Here is a 15,337-nt window from a genome sequence, read left to right on the forward strand (position 1 = left end):
GGGGCGAGTCAGCCGGCCGATGCGATGGTGGGCTTGGCGGTGCGGCCCAGGCAGCAGTCGGTGGGGCAGACGTCCTGCCACGGGCCGATCTCGGTGAGCGCGGGGCGTGCGCGCGGCACGTCGCCGTCGCTCGCCACGTGACGCTCCTCGACCAGGTCGATGAGGCCGGACACGAACGCGGGGTCGATGCCCACGGTGGGCACGCGCACCATCGGCAGGCCGCGACCCTCGGCGGTCTCGAGCGCCTCGTTGTCGAGGTCCCAAGCCACCTCCATGTGGTCGGAGACGAACCCCACCGGCGAGACCACGAGGCCCGATACGCTCTCGGGCAGCGCCTCGATCGCCAGGTTGATGTCGGGCTCGAGCCACGGCACCGACGGGTCGCCCGAGCGGGACTGGTAGACCAGGCTCCACGGCACGTCGGGGAACTCGTCCGCGATGCGCTCCATGATGAGCGCCGACACGGCGCGCTGCTGCTCGGCGTACCAGCCGCCGCCCGCATGCCACTCCTCGCCCCCGCCAGCGGGCACCGGAGTGCCGTCGGGCAGGGTCTCGCGCGGACCGGAGGCATCGGCCGCGGACGACGGGATCGAGTGGGTCGCGAACATCACGTGCGGCGACTCGCCCTTGCCCGCGGCCTCGAGCTCGCGCAGGCCGGCGCGGACGGCGTCGACGTTGGGCTCCACGAAACCGGGGTGGTCGAAGTACTGGCGCACCTTGTCGAGCTCCAGCTCGCCGGTCAGTCCGGCCTCGTCGAGAGCGGTCGCGAGGTCCTCGCGGTAGGCGCGGCAGCCCGAGTAGGACGAGAACGCCGTGGTGACCAGCACCAGCACCTTGCGGTGGCCGTCGGCGTGCAGCTCCTTCAGCGCGTCGGCGAAGTACGGCGCCCAGAAGCGGTTGCCCCAATAGACGGGCAGTCCCAGGTCGCGGCTCGCGATCTCGGCCTCCAGCGCCGCCTTGAGGTCGCGGTTCTGCTGGTTGATGGGGCTCACGCCGCCGAAGTGGCGGTAGTGGTGCGAGACCTCTTCGAGTCGCTCGTCCGGCACGCCGCGGCCACGGGTCACGTTGCGCAGGAACGGGATGACGTCGTCCTGACCCTCCGGGCCGCCGAACCCGGCGAGCAGGATGCAGTCGTAGGTGGTCGCCGGGCGCGTTCGGGTCGACGCCGCCAAGGGGGGAAGCGAGTCGGTCATGACGCCAGCACCTCGACGGCCTCGGCGGTCTCGACGCGGCGGCCCGTGTAGAAGGGCACCTCCTCGCGCACGTGACGACGAGCCTCGGTGTAGCGCAGGTCCCGCATCATGTCCACGAGGTCGGTGACCTCATCGGCCTCCATCGGCAGCAGCCACTCGTAGTCGCCCAGCGCGAAGGCCGCGACGGTGTTCGCGACCACTCCCTTGAAGGCCGAGCCCTTGATGCCGTGCTCGCGCAGCATGTGGCCGCGCTCCTCATCCGTCAGCAGATACCACTCGTAGCTGCGCACGAACGGGTAGACGGTCAGCCAGTCGCGCGGCCGCTCCCCTCGCAGGAACCCCGGCACGTGCGCCTTGTTGAACTCCGCGGCGCGGTGCACCCCCGCCGCCGACCACGTGAGCTGGGTGTCGGCGAGCAGCTCGGTCGCGCGCAGCTCCCGCAGCGCGAGCTGCAGGTCCGCGAGGTCGGGGCCGTGCAGCCACAGCATCACGGTGCCGTCGGCACGCAGCCCGGAGACGTCGTAGATCCCGCGCAGCGTGACGTCGTGATCCGCGAGTTCCGCGACCGCGGCGTCGAAGTGCTCGACGACATCCGGAAGCTCCTCGTCAGGGGCGTCGAGCAGCCCGTCCAGAACAGAGAACAGTGTGAATCCGTGCGGTTGGTCAGCCATGGCCCCATTCTCGTCTTCCAGGGGGCGGAAAGGAAATCCGCTCCCTGCCGTCCCGTCAGCCGGAACCAGCCTCGCCCAGGCCCGAGGCGGCATCGGCCGCGACGATCGCCGCGATGCCGCTGAGACCCGCCGCGGAACCGACCAGGTGCAGCCCGCGCACCGGCTCGCGATCCTCGACGGCCGCCGGCGCCGAATCGGCCCACTGCACGCGCTCGATGTCGCGCACCTGGGCCTCCTTGAGCGCGACCCCCAGCAGCGCGGATGCATCCGCCAGCGCGTGCTCGCTGGCGTCGCGGGCGTTGTCGATCCCGTAAGACAGCCGCACCACGTGACGGCCCTCGGTGCGGTCGGCGAGCCAGCGCCACTTGGCGGTCGAGTGCGTGAGCGCCTTGGCGCCCGAGACGTTGCCGACCGCCAGCACCCCCGTGCCGCGCGGCGCGGAGTCGAGCTCGGGAGCGTCCAGCACGAGCGTGACGATCGCGACCTGGCGATCCTCGGCCCACGCGACGTGGGGCACGAGCGCGGACACCACGGGCCGCGGCACGGCGAGCACGACGCCGTCGGCCCGGTGCTCCTCAGCCCCGGTCCACACCTTCCAGGCGCCGTGGGCGTTCTCGAGCGCACCCACCGGCGTGTCGAGGGCGATGGTCACGCCGCGGGAGCGTGCATCGGCCGCGAGCGCATCGATGAGCGACGCCATGCCGCCGGCCAGCCCCTGCACCGCGGAGCCGGCGGGCGACGCCGCGCGCCTCGCGGCGGCCGCGCGCATGAGGCCGCCCCTGCGGGTCACCTCCGCCCCGAGGCCGGGCGCGATGTCGCCGAGCGCGATGTCGTCGAGCGGCCGCGAGTAGATGCCCTGCACGACGGGGGCCACGAGTCGCTCCGCGGCACGCTCGCCGAGCCGGTCACGCACCAGCTCACCGAGGCTCGTCGAGTCGTCGACGTCCCGGACCGGCCTGACGCGGTCGCCGAGGATCCGGGCGATCCCCCGCCAACCGATCGCCCGGCGCAGGTCGCGCGCCAGGGCCGAGGTCGGCACGCCGAGCCAGCCGGCGGCGGGCAGCGGGTACGCCGCGTCGGGCGTGACCACCCACGCCGGCCTGCGCTCGGGATGGACGATGCTGTCGGCGAGCCCCAGCTCGGACAGCAGCGCGGCCACGTGGCCACCGCGGGTGGCGAAGGACTCCGCGCCGGCATCGAGAGGGAGCCCGTCCACCGTGACGCGCGAGATGCGCCCACCCACGTGGTCATCGGCCTCCATGAGGGTGACGTCGTGTCCCGCGGCCGCGAGCCGACGGGCGGCCAGCAGTCCGCCCACCCCGCCGCCGACGACGATCCAGCGCTGCGGTTCAGCCGTGTCCGTGGAACCCCCGTGGCTCATGCAGCACCATGCTCGTGCACCAGGTCGACGATGCGCTTGACCACGTCCGGATCGGCGTGCGGCGGCATGCCGTGACCGAGGTTGACGACGTGGCCCGGGGCCTCCGCACCGCGCGCCAGCACGTCCTTGACATGCCTGGCGAGCGCATCCTTGGGTGCCGCGAGCATCGCGGGGTCGATGTTGCCCTGCAGCGGGAACCGGCCACCCGTCATGCGGGCCGCGGCGTCGAGCGGCGTGCGGTAGTCGACTCCCAGCGCCGTCGCCCCGGCCGCACCCATCGCGTCCAGGAGGTGACCGGCGTTGGCCGCGAAGTGGATGCGCGGCACGTCGAGATCGGCGACGGACATCAGCGCGGTGCGCGATCCCGCTGCGCAGTGCGCGACGTAGTCCGACTCGGCCAGCGAGCCGGCCCACGAATCGAACAGCTGCACGGCCGATGCGCCCGCCAGGACCTGGGCGCGCAGGAACAGTCCGGCGGCGCGGGAGGTCCACGTCACGAGCGCGTCCCACACGTCGGGGGCCGAGTGCATGAGCTCGCGGGCGCCCATGTGATCGCGCGAGGGACGCCCGTCGACCATGTAGGCCGCGAGGGTGAACGGTGCGCCCGCGAAGCCGATCAGCGGCACGTTCTCCAGCTCGTCCACGGTGATGGCCACGGCGGAGCGGATCGCGTCCAGGCCGGAGTCGAAGGACCCGCGGTCACCGATGACGCCGAGCGCCGGCAGCGCCTCGACATCCGCCATGGTGCGCACGGGACGGCCGAACACCGGGCCGACGCCTGGCTGGATGTCGACGTCCACGCCGGCGATGCGCATGGGCACGACGATGTCCGAGAACAGGATCGCCGCGTCGACTCCGTAGCGGCGCACGGGCTGCAGGGTGATCTCGGACGCGAGCCCGGGGGTGAGGCAGGACTCGAGCATGCCGGTGCCGGCGCGGGCCTCGAGGTACTCCGGGAGCGACCGGCCCGCCTGGCGCATGAACCACACCGGCCGATGCGCGGGCCGGCTGCCGCGCAACGCGGCCACGAGCGCGGAGTCCCCGGTTCTCCCGTCGACGAGGGGGTGGGCGGCGGGCAGCGCGGATGACGTCATGCACCGATTCTGCCTTGTTCGCGCGCCGTGTCAGAATGGAGCGGTGGTTCTCATGTCTCTCGTGGCCAGCCACCGCAACCGTGACCTCACGCTGCTGGAGCAGTTGAGCGTCGGATCCGACGCACTCGGGTCAGCCGTTGCGGGGAGCGGGTCCCCCGTGCGCGGTGCCGTGGTCCTCCCCACGTGCAACCGGTTCGAGGTGTACGTCGAGACCGACGACCCGGAGGCCGCCCGCGCCGCGATCATCGACGCGCTCGAGCGCGCCACCGCCCTCGAGCGCGATGCGATCGAGACGGCCCTCGCCACCTACGAGGGCGACGACGCCGTGCAGCACCTGCTCTCCGTCGCGACGGGTCTTGACTCGATGGTGGTCGGCGAGCGCGAGATCTCGGGACAGGTGCGCCGCGCGCACATCGACGCCCAGGCCGGCGCCCACCTCACGCCCCAGCTCGACCGTCTCTTCCAGTCCGCGCTGCGCACCTCGCGCGTGGTCGCCTCCTCCACCGGGCTCGGCACCTCGGGTCGCTCCGTGGTGTCCGTCGCCTTCGATCTCGCCTCCGAGACGGTGGTCTGGCCGGGCGCTCGTGCGCTCGTGATCGGCACCGGTGCTCTCGCCGAGACGGGAGTGGGCTCGCTGTTGAGCCGCGGCGTCTCGATCGACGGGGTCTTCTCACCATCGGGCCGCGGCGAGGAGTTCGCGGCGCGGCACAGCCTTCGGGCCCTTGACCAGGACGGACTGCGCGCCGCGCTCAGCGAGGTCGACCTTGTGCTCGCGTGCTCGGGCGGCGAGTCGATCGTGTTGACGCCGGCCATGGTCGCCGCCGCCCGTCCGGACAACGACAACCCGCTCACCATCGTCGACCTCGCGCTGCACCGCGACGTCGCCCCCGGCGTCGCACAGATGCGGGGCGTGACCGTGGTGGACCTGGAGTCGGTGGGCGCTCACGCACCCGAGGAGTCGGTGGGAGCCATCGACGCCGCCCGCTCGATCGTGGCCCACGCCGTCGCGCGGTTCGGCGACGGCGAGCACGCACGCTCCATCGACCCGGCGGTCGTGGCGCTCCGGGAGCACGTGTTCGGCCTCCTGGAGCGCGAGCTCGCTCGCGTGCAGCCCCCGGCGGGCGCCTCGGAGCAGACCATCGCGCAGGCGGACGCGACCGAGCAGGCCCTGCGCCGGTTCGCCAAGACGCTGCTGCACATCCCCACCGTCCGCGCGCGCGAGCACGCGCAGGCCGGGGAGGCCGACCGCTACCTCGGCGCGATCCGCGCCCTGTACGGCATCGACGTCGGCATCCAGGACGACGCGTGCCCGGCTCCCGAGATGGACGCCGCCACGGACGCGGACACCACCACCCGCCACTGAACAGCCGCCGACCGGTCAAGCGGGTACGAGCGCGCCCGCACGACCTGGCCAGGCGGCACTGCCCAGCCAGCCCGCGCATCGGCCGCACCGGGCCTCGTCAATTACGACATGAGGGCGTTGGATAAATCAGTCTCTTTGGGCTAGGTTAGGCGAGCCTCACCTGGCGCACTCGGATGTGCGCCGTCCACGCCACCCTGGGAGACCGATGCGCCAGCGCGCCCTCATTGCGATCGCCACCGCGGCGGTGCTCGCATTGGCCGTCGCGCTGTCCTTGGCGCTGGGGTCTCGCGCGATCGACCTCGGCACCGTGTGGGCGGCGCTGACCGACCTGGACGCTGAGGACCCCGAGCAGCTCATCGTGAGAGAGCTGCGGGCCTCGCGCACGCTGATCGGTGTGCTCGCCGGGTCGGCCCTCGGCGTCGCGGGAGCGCTCATGCAGTCGCTCACCCGCAATCCCTTCGCCGATCCCGGGCTGCTGGGCATCAACGCGGGCGCCTCGCTCGCCGTCGTGATCGCGCTCACCGCGGGCCTGGGTGGCGGCTTCGCCGCGCAGGTGCCCGTGGCGTTCATCGGCGCGGGCCTCGCCGCCGTCGTGGTCTACGCGATCGGCGCGCGCGGCGCCGCGGCGGGCGCTCCGGTGCGGCTCGCGCTCGCCGGCGTCGCGCTCACCGCGCTCATCACCTCGATCACGTACGCCGTCCTGCTGCTCGACGAGGCGACTCTCGAGCAGTACCGGCTGTGGGTGGCGGGGTCGCTGACGGGACGCCAGTCCGAGGACGTCGCGGCCCTCATCCCGATCGTGCTGGCGGGCATCGCGGTGGCGCTCATCGCGTCGCGCCAGCTGCAGGCGGTGGCGCTCGGGGAGGACGCGGCGCGGGCCCTCGGCATCAGCATCGGCGGCATCCGCACGCTCACGATCATCGTCGTCACCCTGCTCGCCGCCGCGGCGACGGCCGCGGCCGGCCCGCTCGTCTTCGTGGGGCTCGCCGTCCCCCACCTCGCTCGTGCTCTCATGGGAGCCTCCCTCCCGTGGCTGCTCATCGTCAGCGCGCTGGGGGGAGCCGCGCTCGTCCTCATCTGCGACGTCGTCGGACGCCTCGTCGCCCCTCCGTCCGAGATCGGGGTCGGCATCATGACCGCGCTCATCGGCGGCCTGATCTTCGCCCTCATGGCCCGCCGCATGAAGGTGGTGGAACTGTGAAGAACCTGACGCTCGGCCGGCTCGGCATCACCACGCACCGCCGCACGTTCGCGGTCGGCCTCGTCCTCGCGGCCGTCCTGGCCGGGCTGTTCGTGTTCGCGCTGGTCGTCGGCAAGGCGGACGTCACCGTGTGGGACGGCATCCGCGCGGCGGTCGGGGTGCCCGTGGGGCCGCCGGGAGAGTTCATCGTGGGCCAGGTGCGCGCGCCTCGCGCCCTCACCGCGATTCTCATCGGCGCGATGCTGGGACTCTCCGGCGCGATCCTGCAGTCGCTGACCAGGAATCCGCTGGCCTCCCCCGACTTCATCGGGATCACCATGGGCGCCGGCACCGGGGCAGTGCTCACGCTGTGGCTCGTCACCGCGACGTCGCTGTGGATCACCGCCGCCGGCGCCGCGATCGGCGCTCTGGTCACCTCGGCGCTCATCCTGGTGCTCGCGTGGCGCCGCGTGATCGTGCCCTTGCGACTGATCCTCGCGGGCATCGGCATGGGGTTCGTCGCTCAGGCCACCACTCAGTACCTGCTGACGCGCATGGACGTGCACGACGCGGGCAACGCGCTGGGCTGGCTCGTGGGCTCGACCACCGGTCGGACGTGGACCCACGTCACGTTCGCGGCGGTCGCCTTGGCGGTGCTGGTCCCCGTGCTGCTGTGGCATGCGCGGGCGCTGCGCACCATGGAGATGGGAGACGACACCGCGCGGGCGCTCGGCGTCTCCGTGGGCCGATCGCGTGCGGTGCTCGCCCTGTGCTCCGTGCTGCTCGCGGCCGCCGCGACCGCGGTCTCCGGCCCCATCGGCTTCATCGCCCTGGTCGCCCCCGCACTGGCTCTCCGCCTCACGCGCTCGGCCGGAGTCGCCCTGATCCCCTCCGCGCTCATGGGCGCGGTGCTGCTGCTGGTCGCGGACCAGGCATCGCAGCTGAGCCCCGCGGATCTGCAGTTCCCCGTGGGAATCTTCACCGCCGCCGTCGGCGCCCCCTACCTGCTGTGGCTGGTGTGGCGCGCATCCCGAGGAGGTCAATCATGAGCAGGCTCGAGGCCCGCGATGTCGTGCTCGGCTACGGCGACCACGTGGTCGTGCGGGGCGTCGATGTGGCCATACCCGACGGGCAGATCACTGCGATCGTGGGGCCCAACGGGTGCGGGAAGTCCACGCTCCTGCGGTCGCTGGTGCGGCTGCTGTCGCCCCGCTCGGGCACCGTGCTGCTCGACGGCGAGGACATCCATCGCACGCACACCAAAGAGGTCGCGCGTCGAGTGGGGCTGCTGCCCCAGTCGCCGATCGCGCCCGCAGGCATCACGGTGAAGGAGCTCGTCGCCCGGGGACGCACGCCGCACCAGAAGATCCTGCGGCCGTGGAGCGACACCGACGAGACCGCGGTCCTGTCCGCCCTCCACTCCACGACCCTCACCGAGATCCAGGACTCGATCGTGGACGAGCTCTCGGGCGGACAGCGTCAGCGCGCCTGGATCGCGATGGCCCTGGCGCAGGACACGCCGCTCATGCTCCTGGACGAGCCCACGACCTACCTCGACATCGCCCACCAGTACGACGTGATGGACCTCCTGCACCGACTCAACACCCGGCAGCAGCGGACCATCGTGATGGTGGTGCACGACCTTCACCAGGCCGCCCGCTACGCGCACCACGTGGTCGCGATGCACGACGGCGAGATCGCCGCCGCAGGAGCGCCGGCCGAGGTGTTCACCGAGGACCTGATCCGGCGCGTCTTCGCACTCGAGGCGCGCGTCCTCACGGACCCCGTCACCGGCACGCCCATGGTCGTGCCCGCCCACGGCCCCGGGGGCGTCCGATGACCATCCACGACTTCATTCACCCTCGACGTACCTGACACCCACCCCTACGAAAGGACCATTCATGTTCACGCTGACCAAGCGCCGCGCCGGCGCCGCAGGCATCACGGCCGCGGCGGCCCTCGTGCTCGCGGCCTGCTCCTCGGGATCCGCCCCGGATGAGCCGAGCGACGAGCCCACGGACGCCCCCACGGCCACGGCCGAAGAGACCGCGACTGAGGCCTTCCCCGTCACCCTCGACACCGTGATGGGCGAGGTCGTCGTCGACTCCGAGCCCGAGCGCGTGGTCACGCTCGGCTCTCACGAGCACGAGTACCTGTACGCGCTGGGGGTCGCCCCGGTCGCCGTCCCCGTGAGCTGGCAGGGCTACGACATGGGTACCGGCCCGTGGGCCGAGGAGGACCGCATCGTGGCGGGCGCCGAGCCCGAGACGTTCGAGCCCGGCACCACCACCTACGACGCCGAGGCGATCGCGGCCTTCGAGCCCGACCTCATCGTCGCCACCTACCCGAACCACACCATGACGGACGAGGAGTTCGAGCTGCTGTCCGGCATCGCGCCCGTCGTGACGCGTCCGGCGACCGATTCGGACGGCGCCGAGACCGTCGAGTGGGGGGTGTCCCTCGCCGACGAGCTCACGCTGCTGGCACAGGCCACCGGCACCACCGACAAGGCCGAGGAGATCATCGACGAGATCGACACGGCGTACGCCGAGGTCCGCGAGGCGCACCCCGAGTGGGAGGGCAAGACCTCCCAGGTGGGCGGCTACTACGAGGGTCAGGCCTTCGTCTACGCGGCCAACGACACGCGCAATCAGTTCCTCGCGAACCTGGGGCTCGACGTGACCTCGATCGAGGGCACGGACGAGGCCTGGTTCCAGATCAGCGCCGAGCAGCTCGACGTGCTGGGCGACCTCGACTCTGTGGTGTGGCAGGTCGCCACGACCCCCGACGCGAAGGACGAACTCCAGGCGCTGCCGCTGTTCGACTCGCTGCGCACCACCGAGATCGGCGGCAACATCTGGCTGGCGGACCCGGTCCTCGAGGGTGCGTTCTTCGCCAACTCCCCCTCGTCCGTGCACTACGCGCTGGAGGCCTTTTTGCCGATGCTCGAGGCCGCTCTCGACGGCGACCCCGACACCGAGGTTCCGGCCTCCACCACCGCGGAGTAATCCAGCGCGGAGGCGCCGGGCCCGCGCCCGGCGCCTCCCGCATCGGACCCTTCCCTGTCGATTGAGGAGACGCACATGAGCGACTCATACCTGGTCCACGTGGCCACCGCAGAACAGATCAGCCCGAACCTGCGCCGCGTGACCCTCACGGGCGACGCCCTTCGCGCCTGGCAGTCCACCGGCCAGCCGGACGAGTTCGTGCACGTCCACATCCCTGACGCCGAGCCCGCCGCCGGCTGGGAGGACGACCACGACATCGCGCGTCACTACACGATCCGGCGCTGGAACCCCGAGGTTCCGAGCGTCGAGATCGACGTGGTCACGCACGGTCACGGCCGCGGCGCCACGTGGGCGCGGGACGCTCAGCCGGGCGACGCGGTCGCGATCAGCGAGGCGCACGGCTACTACAAGACCCCCGAGGGCTCGACGCGGCGGCTGCTGCTCGCGGATGCCACCGGCCTGCCCGCCGTCGCGCGCATCCTCGAGGAGGCCAGCCCCGAGGAGCACTTCGACGTGGTGGTGGAGCTCATCACCGCCGACGACGCGATCGCACTGCCCTCCCCCGCGACCGTCGACGTCGAGTGGAAGGTCTCCGGCAATGGCCGCGGCCCCTCCGCGTTGCTGTCATGCATGGAGCGCCTGGGTACGCCCGGCGACGACACGTATGTGTGGCTGGCATGCGAGTCAGCGCACTCCCGCAAGGCGCGAGGCTTCATCCGCCGCGAGTGGCCGCGCCACCACAGCCTGTACCGCATCGTCGGCTACTGGCACGTGGACGCCGAGGAGCAGCTGCGCAAGTGGAACGCCCTCACCGACGAACAGCAGGCGCGTTACATGGAGATCTGGGATGAGTCCCGCCCCGACGAGGTGAACTGGCTCGAGCTCGAGCCGTACCTGCAGGAGCTCGGCCTCTAGCCCCCCCTGCAAAAGGCGAAGGGCCGATGCGGGGGTGACCCCCGCATCGGCCCTTCACCATCTCAGGGACCGGTTGGGGCTACAGGTCCAGCCGCTCCAGCATGTCCGTCACCAGTGCCGCCACCGCAGACCGCTCGGAGCGCTCGAGGGTGACGTGAGCAAAGAGGTCGTGGCCCTTGAGCGCCTCGATGACCGCGGCGATGCCGTCGTGGCGGCCCACCCGCAGGTTGTCGCGCTGCGCGACGTCGTGGGTGAGGATCACGCGTGAGTCCTGGCCGATGCGGCTCAGCATGGTCAGCAGCACGTTGCGCTCGAGGGACTGCGCCTCGTCGACGATCACGAATGCGTCGTGCAGGCTGCGACCACGGATGTGCGTCAGCGGCAGCACCTCGAGCATGCCGCGCGCCATCACCTCCTCGACCACCTCGGTGCTGACCATCGCCCCCAGCGTGTCGAACACCGCCTGCGCCCACGGGTTCATCTTCTCGGCCTCGGATCCTGGCAGGTAGCCCAGGTCCTGGCCGCCCACGGCGTACAGCGGGCGGAACACCATGATCTTCTTGTGCTGGCGGCGCTCCATGACCGCCTCGAGGCCCGCGCACAGCGCGAGTGCGCTCTTGCCCGTGCCGGCGCGGCCGCCCATCGACACGATGCCCACCGCCTCGTCCAGCAGCAGGTCGATCGCGATGCGCTGCTCGGCGCTGCGGCCGTGGACCCCGAACACCTCCTGGTCGCCGCGCACCAACTTGATCGCGCCGTCGCTGGTCACCCTGCCGAGGGCCCCGCCACGCCCCGAATGGATCACGAGGCCGGTGTGGACGGGCAGCTTCGCGACGTCCTCGCCGCAGTGCTCCTCCGGCGGCGCGGCGAGCGACTCCGTGTCGTACAGCGCGGACATCTGCTCCTCGGACAGCTGGATCTCGCGCATGCCGGTCCAGCCGGAATCGACCGTGAGCTCGGCCTTGTACTCCTCAGCCTCGATCCCGAGCGCCGAGGCCTTCACCCGCATCGGCAGGTCCTTCGACACCACCGTCACGGCGAGGCCCTCGGACTTGAGGTTCGCGGCCACCGCGAGGATCCGGGTGTCGTTGTCGCCCAGCTGGAATCCGCTGGGAAGCACGCGCTGGTCGCTGTGGTTGAGCTCGACGCGCACGGTGCCGCCGACCTCGTTCGCGGGGACCGCCTCATCGAGCTTGCCGTGCCTGATGCGCAGCTCGTCGAGCATGCGCAGAGCGGACCGCGCGAAGTACCCGAGCTCCGGGTGGTGGCGCTTGGCCTCGAGCTCCGTGATCACCACCACCGGCAGCACCACCGCGTGCTCCGCGAACCGCTTGAGGGCCCGCGGATCGGACAGCAGCACCGAGGTGTCCAGCACGAAGGTGCGCAGCTCCGTCGCCGTGGCGGCATTGATGGAGGGGGTGGTCTCTGGCTGAGTGATGGTCACAAGTGCTCCCCGCGTCTCGAGCCGCAGGGCGCCGAACGCCCCTTGGCGCTCGGTTCAGGCCGGTACCGGGATGGTCCGACGTTGTGCTCTTCCCACGAGCCTGACGCTACGCCCGGGACGATGAGCGGGAGAGCGACACGCCGCGATTCACGCGTTCGTCACATGGGCCCGAGGACCCGTCGTCACGCACGACTTGCGATTCGTACGTGACGAGAGCGGGCATCGGCCGTCGTCACTCACGCACGGGCGAGCGGTGCGTGGCGACGGACGCGGCCTACCGCCCGTGGCGGCGCTCGCGCTGCGAGAACGCGCGCAGGGCACGAAGGAAGTCCACCCGGCGGAAGTCGGGCCAGTACGCGTCGCAGAAGTAGAACTCCGAGTGCGCGGACTGCCACATCAGGAATCCGGACAGCCGCTGCTCACCCGACGTGCGGATCACCAGATCGGGATCCGGCTGACCCTTGGTGTACAGGTGCTCGGCGATGTGCTCGACGGCGAAGGACTCGGCGACCTCCTCCAGCGAATGGCCCGCATCCACGCCCTCGCGCAGGAGGGAGCGCACGGCGTCCGCGATCTCGTGCCTGCCCCCGTACCCCACCGCGACGTTCACGTGCAGGCCGGTCGCGCTCTCCGTGCGCGCGACGGCCGCTCCGAGCCTGGCCGCGGCATCGGGCGGCAGTATGTCCGTGGACCCCACGTGCTGGAGCCGCCATCGCCCGTCATCCGCGAGCCGCTCGACCGTGGAGCAGATGATCTCGAGGAGGGCGTCGAGCTCGTCCGACTCCCGCTCCAGGTTGTCGGTGGAGAGCATCCACAGCGTGACGACCTGGACGCCGGCGTCCTCGGACCAGCCCAGGACCTCCGAGATCTTGTCCGCCCCGCGCTGGTGTCCTTGAGCGGTGGGGGCGCCGGACTGGCGTGCCCACCGCCGGTTGCCGTCGAGGATCACGCCGATGTGGCACGGGGGGTTGCCCTTGTCACGGAGGGTGCGCGAGAGCTGTCGCTCGTATGGCCCGTACAGCAGGTTGCGCAGGCTCATACGACTCCTTTCAGCGGGGGACACCGACTGCGCCTACGGTATACCCGGCCAGCGGTGCACCGCCCTAACCTACGGTATCGTAGGTTCATGGCAGAGAACCTTCCCGTACCCGGCAAGCCGCTGCTGCGGGGGTGGCTCCACCTCGGCGCGGCTCCGATCGCGCTCATCGCGGGCATGGCGCTCGTGGTGTACGCGCCCACGCTCGCCGGACGCTTGTCGACGGCGATCTTCACCCTCACCGCGGTGATGCTGTTCGGCACCTCGGCCGTCTATCACCGCGGCAACTGGGCGCCGCGGCCGCTGGCCGTGCTCAGGCGCATGGATCACGCGAACATCTTCCTCATCATCGCGGGCACCTATACGCCCCTCACAGTGATGCTGCTCGACGGCACCACGCGCACAGTGGTGCTGACGCTCGTGTGGGCAGGAGCCCTCGTCGGCACGCTGCTGCGGGTGTTCTGGCTGGGCGCGCCCCGTTGGGCATACGTGCCGCTGTACCTGGCGATGGGCTGGGTCGCCGTCGGGTTCATCGGCCCGTTCTACTCCGCGGGCGGTGCCACCGTGGTGGGCTTCATCATCGCGGGCGGCCTGTGCTACACGGTCGGCGCGGTCATCTACGGCACCAAGTGGCCGCGCGGCTCGGAGCGCTACTTCGGCTTCCACGAGATCTTCCACGCGCTCACGATCGCCGGCTTCGTCGCTCACTACGTCGCGATCGCGGTCACCATCTTCGCCGTCGAGCGATAGCGCGCATGCGGGTCAGGCGACAGCGCCGATGCGCGTCAGGGCCGGGTACGCCCGTCGCCGTCGTTCGGCTCGGCTTCACTCGGGCTCGCCGCACTGGCCTCACCGCGCTCGGGCGGCGCGGAGACCGAGCCCGCCCCGGCATCGGCCGGCGGATGGGTGCGCACCTTGCGCAGGTGCTTGCCGAGCGATCGGAACAGCAGAATCGCGCCGCCCACCATCGCGAAGGTCGCGATGAACGCAAGCAGGCCGGGCCCGCCGGTGAAGTCAGCCACGTCCACTCCCTTTCCTCTGTGAACTATCCTGCCTCATGATGAGCACTCCAACCGCCGATACCCGCGAGCCCCAGGACGGGGGCGGCGCGCGCCCGCAGCTGTCGCGAGCCAGGTGGGCGCTGGTGGCGATCGGGCTCATCGTGCTGACCGCGATCGTGGCCTGGTTCGCGGTGGACTCCGCGTCTCAGCCCGTCCGCTGGCAGGACGTGGGCTTCTCCGTCGAGTCCCCGACCGAGACCGAGGTCACGTTCGACGTGTACTTCTACTCTGACGAGCCGGTCACGTGCTACGCCCACGCCATGAACGTGCAGTACGCGGAGGTGGGCGTGGGAGAGGTCGACGTCGACCCGGCCGACGGCGACGAGCAGCGCTTCACCCTCACGATCCCCACCGTCGAAGAGGCGAACACCGCCCTGCTGCGTGGGTGCGCTCCGCGCTGACCGCCCACGGCCGATGCGCCGACTACGGGGCATTTCACTTGTCAGTGGGCCCTTGGTACGGTGGCATATTCTGTCCACAAGGAGGCACCCGTGACTGAGACGACCGGAACCTGGCTGACCCAGGAGGCGTTCGACCGACTGCAGGCCGAGTACAACCACCTCGTGACCGAGGGCCGTTCGGCGATCGCCAAGGAGATCGACGAGCGTCGCCAAGAGGGCGACCTCAAGGAGAACGGTGGCTACCACGCCGCCCGCGAGGAGCAGGCCAAGCAGGAGGCACGGATCGATCAGCTGCGGCGCATCCTCGAGACCGCCACCGTGGGCGAGGCGACGGGGACCGCCGAGGTGTCCTCCGGAACGGTCGTGACCGCCGAGGTCGCCGGGAACGAGATGAAGTTCCTGGTCGGCTCGCGCGAGGTCGCCGGGGGTACCGACATCCAGGTGTTCAGCCCGCAGTCGCCGCTCGGCGAGTCGCTGATGGGCCTCAAGCCCGGCGAGGACACCAGCTACGAGGCCCCGAACGGCAACAACATCGCCGTCAAGGTGATCGCCGTCGAGCCCTTCTCCCCCTGACCGGCCCACCACGCCCC

General features: G+C 71.3%; 16 protein-coding genes. 9 read left to right on the plus strand and 7 right to left on the minus strand.

The window, feature by feature from the left end:
- Nucleotides 1–8: 8 nt before the first annotated feature.
- Genes ACNI14_RS05440 through hemE form a run of 4 tightly spaced genes read right to left on the minus strand, consistent with a single transcriptional unit; the run spans nt 9 to nt 4,339 of the window.
- Nucleotides 9–1,193, minus strand: coding sequence for a ferrochelatase (locus ACNI14_RS05440; protein WP_420518950.1), 1,185 nt, complete (start codon nt 1,191–1,193; stop codon nt 9–11).
- Nucleotides 1,190–1,864: a hydrogen peroxide-dependent heme synthase gene (gene hemQ, locus ACNI14_RS05445; protein WP_420518951.1), complete on the minus strand. Its 675-nt coding sequence runs from the start codon at nt 1,862–1,864 to the stop codon at nt 1,190–1,192. Before hemQ ends, ACNI14_RS05440 begins: the two co-directional genes overlap by 4 nt.
- A gap of 55 nt (nt 1,865–1,919) precedes the next feature.
- Nucleotides 1,920–3,245 (minus strand): protoporphyrinogen/coproporphyrinogen oxidase, encoded by a 1,326-nt coding sequence (locus tag ACNI14_RS05450; RefSeq protein WP_420518952.1) that lies wholly within the window; start codon nt 3,243–3,245, stop codon nt 1,920–1,922.
- Nucleotides 3,242–4,339 carry a uroporphyrinogen decarboxylase gene (gene hemE, locus ACNI14_RS05455; RefSeq protein WP_420518953.1) on the minus strand — a complete coding sequence of 366 codons (1,098 nt, stop codon included), beginning with the start codon at nt 4,337–4,339 and terminating at the stop codon, nt 3,242–3,244. Before hemE ends, ACNI14_RS05450 begins: the two co-directional genes overlap by 4 nt.
- Before the next feature lie 52 nt (nt 4,340–4,391).
- On the opposite strand from hemE, the gene ACNI14_RS05460 reads away from it, so the two are divergent.
- From ACNI14_RS05460 to ACNI14_RS05485, 6 genes are all read left to right on the plus strand, one after another.
- Entirely contained in the window at nt 4,392–5,702 is a 1,311-nt protein-coding gene (locus ACNI14_RS05460) for a glutamyl-tRNA reductase (protein WP_420519420.1), read from the plus strand.
- Nucleotides 5,703–5,907: 205 nt separating this feature from the next.
- Nucleotides 5,908–6,903, plus strand: coding sequence for a FecCD family ABC transporter permease (locus ACNI14_RS05465; protein ID WP_420518954.1), 996 nt, complete (start codon nt 5,908–5,910; stop codon nt 6,901–6,903).
- Nucleotides 6,900–7,931 (plus strand): FecCD family ABC transporter permease, encoded by a 1,032-nt coding sequence (locus ACNI14_RS05470; protein WP_420518955.1) that lies wholly within the window; start codon nt 6,900–6,902, stop codon nt 7,929–7,931. Before ACNI14_RS05465 ends, ACNI14_RS05470 begins: the two co-directional genes overlap by 4 nt.
- The gene (locus ACNI14_RS05475) at nt 7,928–8,722 is read left to right on the plus strand and encodes an ABC transporter ATP-binding protein (protein WP_420518956.1); all 795 of its coding nucleotides are present in this window, start codon (nt 7,928–7,930) and stop codon (nt 8,720–8,722) included. Before ACNI14_RS05470 ends, ACNI14_RS05475 begins: the two co-directional genes overlap by 4 nt.
- 61 nt (nt 8,723–8,783) lie before the next feature.
- Nucleotides 8,784–9,890, plus strand: coding sequence for an ABC transporter substrate-binding protein (locus tag ACNI14_RS05480; protein ID WP_420518957.1), 1,107 nt, complete (start codon nt 8,784–8,786; stop codon nt 9,888–9,890).
- A 75-nt stretch (nt 9,891–9,965) separates the two neighbouring features.
- Nucleotides 9,966–10,805 (plus strand): siderophore-interacting protein, encoded by an 840-nt coding sequence (locus ACNI14_RS05485; protein WP_420518958.1) that lies wholly within the window; start codon nt 9,966–9,968, stop codon nt 10,803–10,805.
- A 79-nt stretch (nt 10,806–10,884) separates the two neighbouring features.
- Here the strand turns inward: ACNI14_RS05485 and phoH2 are convergent, their stop codons facing one another.
- Together phoH2 and ACNI14_RS05495 are read right to left on the minus strand one after the other, a co-directional pair.
- On the minus strand, nt 10,885–12,243 hold the full coding sequence (gene phoH2, locus ACNI14_RS05490; RefSeq protein ID WP_420519421.1) for an RNA 5'-3' helicase PhoH2: 1,359 nt from the start codon (nt 12,241–12,243) through the stop codon (nt 10,885–10,887).
- A 280-nt stretch (nt 12,244–12,523) separates the two neighbouring features.
- A complete protein-coding gene (locus tag ACNI14_RS05495) occupies nt 12,524–13,288 on the minus strand; it encodes an isoprenyl transferase (RefSeq protein ID WP_420518959.1) in 765 nt (254 codons plus the stop codon).
- A gap of 87 nt (nt 13,289–13,375) precedes the next feature.
- Between ACNI14_RS05495 and trhA the strand changes: the two genes are divergently transcribed.
- Nucleotides 13,376–14,035, plus strand: a complete 660-nt coding sequence (gene trhA, locus ACNI14_RS05500; RefSeq protein WP_420518960.1) for a PAQR family membrane homeostasis protein TrhA — start codon at nt 13,376–13,378, stop codon at nt 14,033–14,035.
- A 35-nt stretch (nt 14,036–14,070) separates the two neighbouring features.
- On the opposite strand, the gene ACNI14_RS05505 is transcribed toward trhA, so the two are convergent.
- Nucleotides 14,071–14,307, minus strand: coding sequence for a hypothetical protein (locus tag ACNI14_RS05505; protein WP_420518961.1), 237 nt, complete (start codon nt 14,305–14,307; stop codon nt 14,071–14,073).
- A gap of 38 nt (nt 14,308–14,345) precedes the next feature.
- On the opposite strand from ACNI14_RS05505, the gene ACNI14_RS05510 reads away from it, so the two are divergent.
- A complete protein-coding gene (locus ACNI14_RS05510; protein ID WP_420518962.1) occupies nt 14,346–14,747 on the plus strand; it encodes a DUF4307 domain-containing protein in 402 nt (133 codons plus the stop codon).
- A gap of 90 nt (nt 14,748–14,837) precedes the next feature.
- Nucleotides 14,838–15,320, plus strand: a complete 483-nt coding sequence (gene greA / locus ACNI14_RS05515) for a transcription elongation factor GreA (protein WP_420518963.1) — start codon at nt 14,838–14,840, stop codon at nt 15,318–15,320.
- Nucleotides 15,321–15,337: the final 17 nt, after the last annotated feature.

This window comes from Demequina pilifera, from assembly GCF_048814985.1.
Classification (GTDB): domain Bacteria; phylum Actinomycetota; class Actinomycetes; order Actinomycetales; family Demequinaceae; genus Demequina.